Source organism: Acinetobacter sp. ABJ-A23_2 (assembly GCF_044538765.1).
Taxonomy (GTDB): domain Bacteria; phylum Pseudomonadota; class Gammaproteobacteria; order Pseudomonadales; family Moraxellaceae; genus Acinetobacter; species Acinetobacter nosocomialis_A.
This window is the reverse complement of sequence record NZ_JBIUCP010000079.1, coordinates 1-8,513: the sequence shown is the minus strand read 5'-3', so window position 1 is coordinate 8,513 and position 8,513 is coordinate 1. Positions and strand designations below refer to the sequence as shown.

General features: G+C 39.2%; 7 protein-coding genes and 2 tRNA genes. 4 read left to right on the top strand and 5 right to left on the bottom strand.

Annotation, left to right across the window (positions count from 1 at the left end; genetic code table 11):
• Window positions 1-59 precede the first annotated feature (59 nt).
• From ACH63V_RS17505 to ACH63V_RS17495, 3 genes are all read right to left on the bottom strand, one after another.
• The gene (locus ACH63V_RS17505; protein ID WP_396464232.1) at window positions 60-659 is read right to left on the bottom strand and encodes a hypothetical protein; all 600 of its coding nucleotides are present in this window, start codon (window positions 657-659) and stop codon (window positions 60-62) included.
• Between the two features lie 114 nt (window positions 660-773).
• Window positions 774-863, bottom strand: a tRNA-Ser gene (locus tag ACH63V_RS17500).
• Window positions 864-948: 85 nt separating this feature from the next.
• Window positions 949-2,979 carry an FAD-dependent oxidoreductase gene (locus tag ACH63V_RS17495; protein ID WP_396464231.1) on the bottom strand — a complete coding sequence of 677 codons (2,031 nt, stop codon included), beginning with the start codon at window positions 2,977-2,979 and terminating at the stop codon, window positions 949-951.
• 297 nt (window positions 2,980-3,276) lie between these two features.
• Here ACH63V_RS17495 and argG point away from each other — a divergent pair, with 297 nt between their 5' ends.
• Window positions 3,277-4,635, top strand: a complete 1,359-nt coding sequence (argG, locus tag ACH63V_RS17490) for an argininosuccinate synthase (RefSeq protein ID WP_396464230.1) — start codon at window positions 3,277-3,279, stop codon at window positions 4,633-4,635.
• A 60-nt stretch (window positions 4,636-4,695) separates the two neighbouring features.
• Here argG and ACH63V_RS17485 read toward each other — a convergent pair whose 3' ends face one another.
• Window positions 4,696-5,958 (bottom strand): GGDEF domain-containing protein, encoded by a 1,263-nt coding sequence (locus ACH63V_RS17485; RefSeq protein ID WP_396464229.1) that lies wholly within the window; start codon window positions 5,956-5,958, stop codon window positions 4,696-4,698.
• Between the two features lie 149 nt (window positions 5,959-6,107).
• Here ACH63V_RS17485 and pyrC point away from each other — a divergent pair, with 149 nt between their 5' ends.
• From pyrC to ACH63V_RS17470, 3 genes are all read left to right on the top strand, one after another.
• Window positions 6,108-7,142 carry a dihydroorotase gene (gene pyrC / locus ACH63V_RS17480; RefSeq protein ID WP_396464228.1) on the top strand — a complete coding sequence of 345 codons (1,035 nt, stop codon included), beginning with the start codon at window positions 6,108-6,110 and terminating at the stop codon, window positions 7,140-7,142.
• On the top strand, window positions 7,127-7,789 hold the full coding sequence (gene rnt / locus ACH63V_RS17475; protein ID WP_004702976.1) for a ribonuclease T: 663 nt from the start codon (window positions 7,127-7,129) through the stop codon (window positions 7,787-7,789). The genes pyrC and rnt overlap by 16 nt, the downstream gene beginning before the upstream one ends.
• An 18-nt stretch (window positions 7,790-7,807) precedes the next feature.
• Window positions 7,808-7,883, top strand: a tRNA-Glu gene (locus tag ACH63V_RS17470).
• Between the two features lie 99 nt (window positions 7,884-7,982).
• On the opposite strand, the gene ACH63V_RS17465 is transcribed toward ACH63V_RS17470, so the two are convergent.
• Window positions 7,983-8,378 (bottom strand): hypothetical protein, encoded by a 396-nt coding sequence (locus ACH63V_RS17465; protein ID WP_396464227.1) that lies wholly within the window; start codon window positions 8,376-8,378, stop codon window positions 7,983-7,985.
• Window positions 8,379-8,513: the final 135 nt, after the last annotated feature.

Here is an 8,513-nt window from a genome sequence, read left to right as displayed (position 1 = left end):
GTAAATACAATATATATTCAAATAATTTTTAGATAAAATTTACTAAAAATTAAATTATATTAATTAACAAAATGTATTTCCTTTACTTCTTCATTTAAAATTTTTAATGCAGTTAGACAAATATCTAAATATTGATTATCTGTAATTTTTTTAGGATAGGTATTAGCATCAATATTAATAGTTACCCCATTCCACGTAAAAAGCTTTCTAAATGTATTTGATTTACATGCCGCATCACTACTCAAAAAATCAGCTTTACGATTATAATATTGTGGTGAATACATAAAAACTCGAAACCCACCTTCCACCACAATATCACCTTCCCACTTTTTCCCTATTAGTTTATCTATATCTATAACTCTAATAGTAAAACCATTAGCACCATAATACTCTCTTGGTATTAACCAAAAACGACCATTACGTTTTATTAAAAAATATTTACGAGAGTCATATTTGGGCAATCTTGCTCTATCTGCATCTGTAATAGCATCAAATTCCCGGGCCAATCTTCTATTCTGCGCCTCCATCAGTCGCCGAATTTCTCCCTCCTGTTCCTCTTTTGTTAAAGGAACACACTTATATACAATCCAAGCTATAAAAACTAGTAAAAGCAAAATCCATATAAAACCTTTAGATGGTGAGTAGTTTTTTATTTTCATTTTTCCACCTCTAATAAACTAAGAATTAATGCATCTAGATTTTGATGTGGGTTATTTTTAGGGTAAAAGCATAGATAAAAAAAGCCCCTGCTTTTAACAGGGGCTTTTCGAATTTGGCGGAAGCGGTGAGATTCGAACTCACGGAGGACTCACACCCTCGTCGGTTTTCAAGACCGGTGCATTAAACCGCTCTGCCACGCTTCCATGTGCGTAAGAATACAAAGCTTATTCATTTTATTCAAGAAAAATATCATCGCTTTGTGTTCAAGTGCATATTGTTTCATCAATTTTACAATCGAGCAGCTAATTCTGCTCCTTCTTTGATCGCACGCTTCGCATCTAGCTCTGCTGCGAGCTTTGCTCCACCAATAATATGGTAGTTCGCTACAGTCGACTCACCTTCTTTTGGCATCAAGTCTTTTACCGACTCTTGACCTGCACACACTACAACCGTGTCTACACGTAAAAGCTGGTCTTGACCATTATGTTCAATCCAAAGCCCTTCATCAGTGACAGCTTTATATTGCACACCGCGCAGCATACGTACACCATGCTTTTTAAGCTGAGCGCGATGTACCCACCCCGAAGTCTTACCAAGACCAATACCGAGTGGGGTTGTTTTACGTTGTAGTAAATAAATCTCGCGTATTGCTGGTTCAACCACAGGTGGCTGCATACCACCTTCAGAAATATAGTTCGGATCTGGGTCTACACCCCATTCACGTTGCCACTCTACTAAAGGTTGAGGCTGTGGTTGATGTGGTGGTTTAAGTAAAAACTCAGATACATCAAAACCAATACCGCCAGCACCAATCACTGCTACTTTTTGCCCAACTTCTGCACCTTGTAAAACTTGAGCATAGGAAAGAACTTGTGGTGAATTACTTCCTTCAATTTTTAAAGCACGTGGCACTACACCCGTTGCCACAATAACTTCGTCAAAACCTTCACGCTCAAGTTGCTCACGATTTACACGAGTGTTTAAACGTACATCTACGCCAGTTTTTTGAAGCTGTACTTTAAAGTAGCGAATTGTCTCGTGGAATTCCTCTTTACCTGGTACAACCTTGGCAAAATTGAACTGACCACCTACATCTTTATTGGCTTCAAACAAAGTCACTGCATGACCACGGCTTGCCGCCACAGTTGCAGCAGACATACCTGCTACACCACCACCTACAACTGCAATACGTTTAGGCTGCTTGGTCTTTAAATAGACCAGTTCTGTTTCATGGCCTGCACGCGGGTTCACTAAACAAGACACACGTTTATTTTTAAATGCGTGGTCTAAACACGCTTGGTTACACGCGATACAAGTATTAATTTCATCAACACGGTTGGTCGCAGTTTTATTTACCCAAAAAGCATCCGCCAATAAAGGACGAGCCATTTGAATCATGTCTGCCTTGCCAGTTGCCAAAATCTCTTCGGCAGTTTCAGGCATATTAATACGGTTAGATGCAATGACTGGAATTGAAATATGTTGTTTTACATGAGCCGTGTAATCGACAAATGCTGCACGAGGTACCGAGGTTACAATGGTTGGTACACGTGCTTCATGCCAACCAATACCCGTATTTAATAAAGTGACACCCGCTTTTTCTAAAGCTTTTGCAACAGTCACCACTTCCTGCATGGTGTTACCGTCATGTACAAGGTCGAGTAGCGATAAACGGAAGCAAATAATAAATTTCTCGCCCACTTTCGCACGGATTGCTTTTACAATTTCAACCGGAAAACGCATACGGTTTTCGATTTCACCGCCCCAACGGTCTGTACGCTGGTTTACATGGCGACTTAGGAACTGGTTAATCAGATATCCTTCTGACCCCATAATTTCAACGCCATCGTAGCCTGCCTTTTTGGCAATATCGGCACACTGTGCATAGTCTTCAATGGTGCTGAGAATATTTTTTTCAGAAAGCTGACGCGGTTTAAATGGTGAAATTGGCGATTTAATTGCTGTTGAAGACACAACAAAAGGCTGATAACCATAGCGCCCTGCATGCAAAATTTGCATTAAGATTTTAGAGCCATGCTTATGAACAGCATGTGTTACCAAACGGTGCTGAGGAACATCAAAAAGACTGTTCATGGTTCCACCCGCAGGTGCCAACCATCCCTGACGGTTCGGAGAAATACCACCTGTCACAATCAGGCCCACCCCACCTTTTGCACGCTCTTCAAAATAAGCTGCCAGCTTTGGGTAATTATAAAAACGGTCTTCAAGCCCCGTATGCATGGAACCCATCACCACACGGTTTTTAATAGTGGTAAAGCCTAAATGTAATGGTTTTAATAAATTGGCGTAACTTGTCATGCTGCGTCCCAATAATTTTTTGCAACTTGTTGCATAGTACTTTAATACTTTTTTGATAATTTTGGATGACCACACAAAGAAATTTATCGGAGCTTATGGTCAATCCATTTATTTAAGAACAATACTTCATTCACTTCTTCTTATTCTATAAATAGCCTTATATTTTTTATCAAATTAAAACTTCAAATCAGAACAAGTGAATTAATGCTTTTTTTGCGAAAAAAAGCACCATGAATAGTGCTACAATAGCCGCCATTCAGAATTCTCAAGACCGCCTATATGGGGTCTTTTTCATAAATGTTAGGATTAGCAATGACTGATAATGCAACTATCTTGCAGCATGTACCAGTAGGCAAAAAAGTTGGGATTGCCTTCTCCGGAGGTCTAGACACTTCAGCTGCCTTATTGTGGATGAAACAAAAAGGCGCAGAACCTTATGCATATACTGCAAACTTAGGTCAGCCTGATGAAGATGACTACGATGCAATTCCAAAGAAAGCAGAACAATACGGCGCTGTAAAAGCTCGCTTAATTGACTGCCGCTTACAACTTGCGCTTGAAGGTATTGCTGCGATTCAGTGTGGTGCATTCCATATCAGTACAGGTGGTGTTCCTTATTTCAATACGACTCCACTCGGTCGTGCAGTAACAGGTACAATGCTCGTTACTGCAATGAAAGAAGATGACGTAAACATCTGGGGTGACGGTTCAACTTATAAAGGTAACGATATTGAACGTTTCTATCGTTATGGTTTGTTGACTAACCCGAATCTTAAAATTTATAAACCTTGGTTAGATCAAAACTTCATCGATGAGCTTGGTGGCCGTGCAGAAATGTCACAGTTCCTGATCGACAACGGTTTTGACTATAAAATGTCAAAAGAAAAAGCATACTCAACTGACTCAAACATGTTGGGTGCGACTCACGAAGCAAAAGATCTTGAATACCTAAATGCTGGTATCAAAATCGTTGACCCAATTATGGGCGTTGCTTTCTGGAAAGATGAAGTTGAAATTACTCCAGAAGAAGTGACTGTACGTTTTGAAGAAGGTGTACCTGTTGCATTAAACGGTCAAACTTTTGACAATCCGGTTGAGCTTATTCTTGAAGCAAACCGTATTGGTGGTCGTCATGGTTTAGGTATGTCTGACCAAATCGAAAACCGTATTATCGAAGCGAAATCTCGTGGTATTTATGAAGCACCGGGGATGGCCCTTCTTCATATTGCTTATGAGCGTTTGGTTACTGGTATTCATAACGAAGATACGATCGAACAATACCGCATTAACGGTTTACGTTTAGGTCGTTTACTTTACCAAGGCCGCTGGTTCGACTCTCAAGCACTTATGTTGCGTGAAACTGCACAGCGTTGGGTTGCTAAAGCGATTACTGGTGAAGTAACTCTTGAACTTCGTCGTGGTAATGACTACACCATCATGAACACTGAATCTCCAAACTTAACGTACGAAGCTGAACGTTTAACAATGGAAAAAGGCGATTCAATGTTTACGCCAATGGACCGTATTGGTCAGTTGACTATGCGTAACCTCGACATTACCGATACACGTGCAAAACTTGGCATCTATACAGATGCTGGTTTACTTTCAATCGGTCAAGGTTCTGCTATTCCTCAATTAGACAGTAAGAAAAAATAATTTTCTTATGACGTCAAAAAAGCCACCTCTATAGGTGGCTTTTTTATATTTAAAGTTAAGTTAGGCAATTTCGGCAACTTGTAATGGTTGATAATAAATTTGATTACGGCCAAGTTGCTTTGCCCGATATAATGCCTGATCTGCTGCATGAATTAAGTTATCTTGTCCCATTTTTAATCCACCCGTATATACGGTAAACCCTAAGCTGATAGTGACATACTTCGACACTAACGAATCGGCATGAGGAATAGCTTGCCGTTCGATGGCTTTATAAATATTTGCTGCCACTGAATAAGCACCCTGTGCAGGTGTTTCAGGTAATAGTACGACAAACTCTTCACCCCCATAACGCGCAACAAAATCGACATGACGAATCGAGTTTTTAATTGCAGAAGCAATAGATGAGATGACTTTATCCCCCATCTGATGCCCATAAAAATCGTTATAGTTTTTAAAAAAATCAATATCGATAAATAAAACAGCCAAAGGACGTTTCTCTTGATTTGCTCGGTAATAGAAGAAATCAAACATTTCGTCAAAGGTACGACGATTCGAAATTTGAGTAAGCGCATCTTGTTGACTTAAATGCAGTAGTTCAGATGCTTCTATCCGTAAAATCTGCTCATTAATTTCAGCAAGTTGGTTATTTAAAAAAAGACTTCGCTCTCTTGAGATGAGCATCGTGCTAATTGAAAAACCTAAAATACAAGTACCAAACAAGGCACGACCCAGCGCGATATAATCACAATTTACGTTTAATAAATTAAGAAAAACAAAAACCAGTATTGCTGCGGATAAGCCTACATACAGCATATGGAGTGGTTTGATCCCGCTTAAGATAAACCCGAGCATATATAAAAAAGAAAGAAGCAACATCGACTGATTTTTAAGTGCCATATTTCCAACACTCAGCAACAACATAGCACTCGTAATAATACTAAAGAAAACGATGCCGCAGGCCGCAAAATAAAAGTGCTCAGAAAGTTTTTTGAATCTGGCAAAAATCCAAAATAGTAAAAGCGCGAATGCAATATTCATAGCACTTAATACACAATGGACAAAGTCCAAAGTAATATAAGGCTTGCCTATCACTAAGTAGTCGGTTGGAAGGGCTAACAAAATGAAAATTAAATAAGTGAGTACGCCGCTTGCTAGAAACTTTGAAATATTTTGTCGAGTACGATCAAGATTTAAACACCAGAATTTTTTTTCTAGTTGTGTTGGCAAAGGCATATTGGCGTAACGATGGGTATGTAGAGTGACCAAGTACTCGATTTCTTCTTTAGATTTGAGTAATTGATGGACATTTCCCCTATTCGCCACTAGTCGATTCCTACATATTTCGCGTTAACAAAATATAACATTAATTTTTAAAGCTCCCTGCGCTTTATTTTGCCATTTGTCCGTAATTCTCGTTACCATTTTCACACTTTATCGATTATCATTTGTTTTATTTCGAAGTTTGAACTGCCTTGAACTCTATTACCCTGCTCCAGCCAGATGATTGGCATGCACATTTACGTGATGGTTTAGCATTAAAACGTACTGTTCCAGATTTGGCTAAACAATTCGCTCGCGCGATCTGTATGCCTAACCTTGTACCGCCTGTAAAAACAGTAGAAGAAGCTTTAGCTTATCGCGAACGCATTCTTGCTCATGTTCCAGAAGGCAATAATTTTGACCCTCGTATGGTGCTTTATTTTACTGATCACACTTCACCAGATGAAGTTCGTAAAATTAAAGAATCAGAACATGTAAATGCAATTAAGCTTTACCCTGCGGGTGCGACTACAAACTCAGACAATGGTGTGAGTGATATTCGCAAAGTTTATGCAGTTATTGAGCAATTAGAAGAGCATCAAGTGCCGTTATTGCTTCATGGTGAAGTGACTCACAATCATGTAGATATTTTTGATCGTGAAAAACGCTTCCTAGATGAGGTATTATCACCATTATTGAAACAGTTCCCGAAACTTAAAGTTGTGCTTGAACACATCACAACAAGTGATGCTGCGCACTTTGTTTTAGAACAAGACCGTAATGTTGCAGCAACAATCACTCCTCAGCATTTATTATTTAACCGTAATGATATGTTGGTTGGTGGTATTAAACCGCACTTCTACTGTTTGCCAATTTTAAAACGTCAAACGCACCAAACGACTTTACTTGAAGTGGCGACTAGCGGTAATCCTAAGTTTTTCTTAGGTACAGACAGCGCCCCTCATGCACAAAATGCAAAAGAGAATGCTTGTGGCTGTGCGGGCTGCTATAGTGCACCTAATGCAATTGAGCTTTACGCACAAGCATTTGACCAAGTCGGTAAATTAGAGCGCCTAGAAGGTTTTGCTAGCCACTTTGGTGCAGACTTCTACGGTCTATCGCGTAATACTTCTACCATTACTTTGGTTAAAGAAGATAACCTCGTTCCAGAATCTTTTGATTATTTAGATGATCAAAAAATTATCCCGCTGCATGCCGGGAAAACGCTGCAATGGAGAAAAGTGTGACACAAGAAAATTCTGTCCCGGTCATTGGCCAACGTTTTCGTGGCTTCTTACCTGTTGTTGTCGATGTTGAAACGGCAGGTTTTAATGCCCAGACAGATGCATTGCTAGAAATCGCGTGCATTCCAATTGTGTATGATGCTCAGGGACAATTTGTCCCTGGTCCTGCATTTCATGCACATATTAACCCTTTTGAAGGGGCTAACCTCGATCGCCGTTCGCTCGACTTTATTGGTATTGATCCATTCAATCCAATGCGTATAGCAATGGCTGAAGATGAACGAACTGCGTTACGTCGCATTTTTAAATCGGTCAATGAAGTTCGTAAACAACAACATTGTACTCATGCTGTACTTGTAGGCCATAACGCGCATTTTGATCTTGGTTTTTTACAAGCAGCAATTGCACGTACAAGCACGAAAAACCAAAATCCATTCCATAGTTTTTCAGTCATGGATACGGTTACGCTAAGTGCCGTTATGTTTGGACAAACTGTGCTTGCTAAAGCATGTATTCAAGCTGGAATTGAGTTCGATGGTAAAGAAGCACACTCTGCTTTGTACGATACTCAGAAGACTGCTGAACTGTTTTGCTATATTTTGAACAAACTGTCACCTTACCTCCTTGACAGTTTGGTGGCGGCTTCTTAAGATACCGCCATCCTCAACGTCCCTATCGTCTAGAGGCCTAGGACATCGCCCTTTCACGGCGGTAACCGGGGTTCGAATCCCCGTAGGGACGCCATATCTATTATGAATAATTATTAAAAAATATAGATATCCAACTATCATTTACACATCTATAAACTCAGTTGTTTTAGAGTGTTTTACTAAAATTCATTTATTAATTTCCGATCCGTTTTAAAGCGGTCTCACGCACAAACATTGTTGGATCATTAACAAGTCTTCTCAAAATATGAATTGGCACCTTTTTATTACACGCAATTCTCTCACGAACTGCTTCACTCTTATCTTGAGATAATAAATCAAATAGCTCTGGACTAAGCTTTCTTTTACTAGCAACCGTTGACCGAACAGATTCATTTGTATCTCGTGCTAGAATTTCTAATATATCTAATGGCACAGTTTTATTATGTGCAACCCACTCTCTCATTTCAGGAAACTTGGAAATAACATCCATCCAAACTACATCAGAAGCATCATCATAGGCTGCACGTGTATATTCCTCAAATATTTCACTAGTTCTAAGGAAAACGAACTCTTCTGCTGAACTAATCAATTAAAAGTTAACTCTCTTTTTTAATTCTTTCTATAGAATAAACCTTTAAATTTCTTCTTCAATTTATTTATTAGAATGAACCACATACTGCTTATTTAGACATCAGTGATACATTCTAAAATAAAAATATAAAGA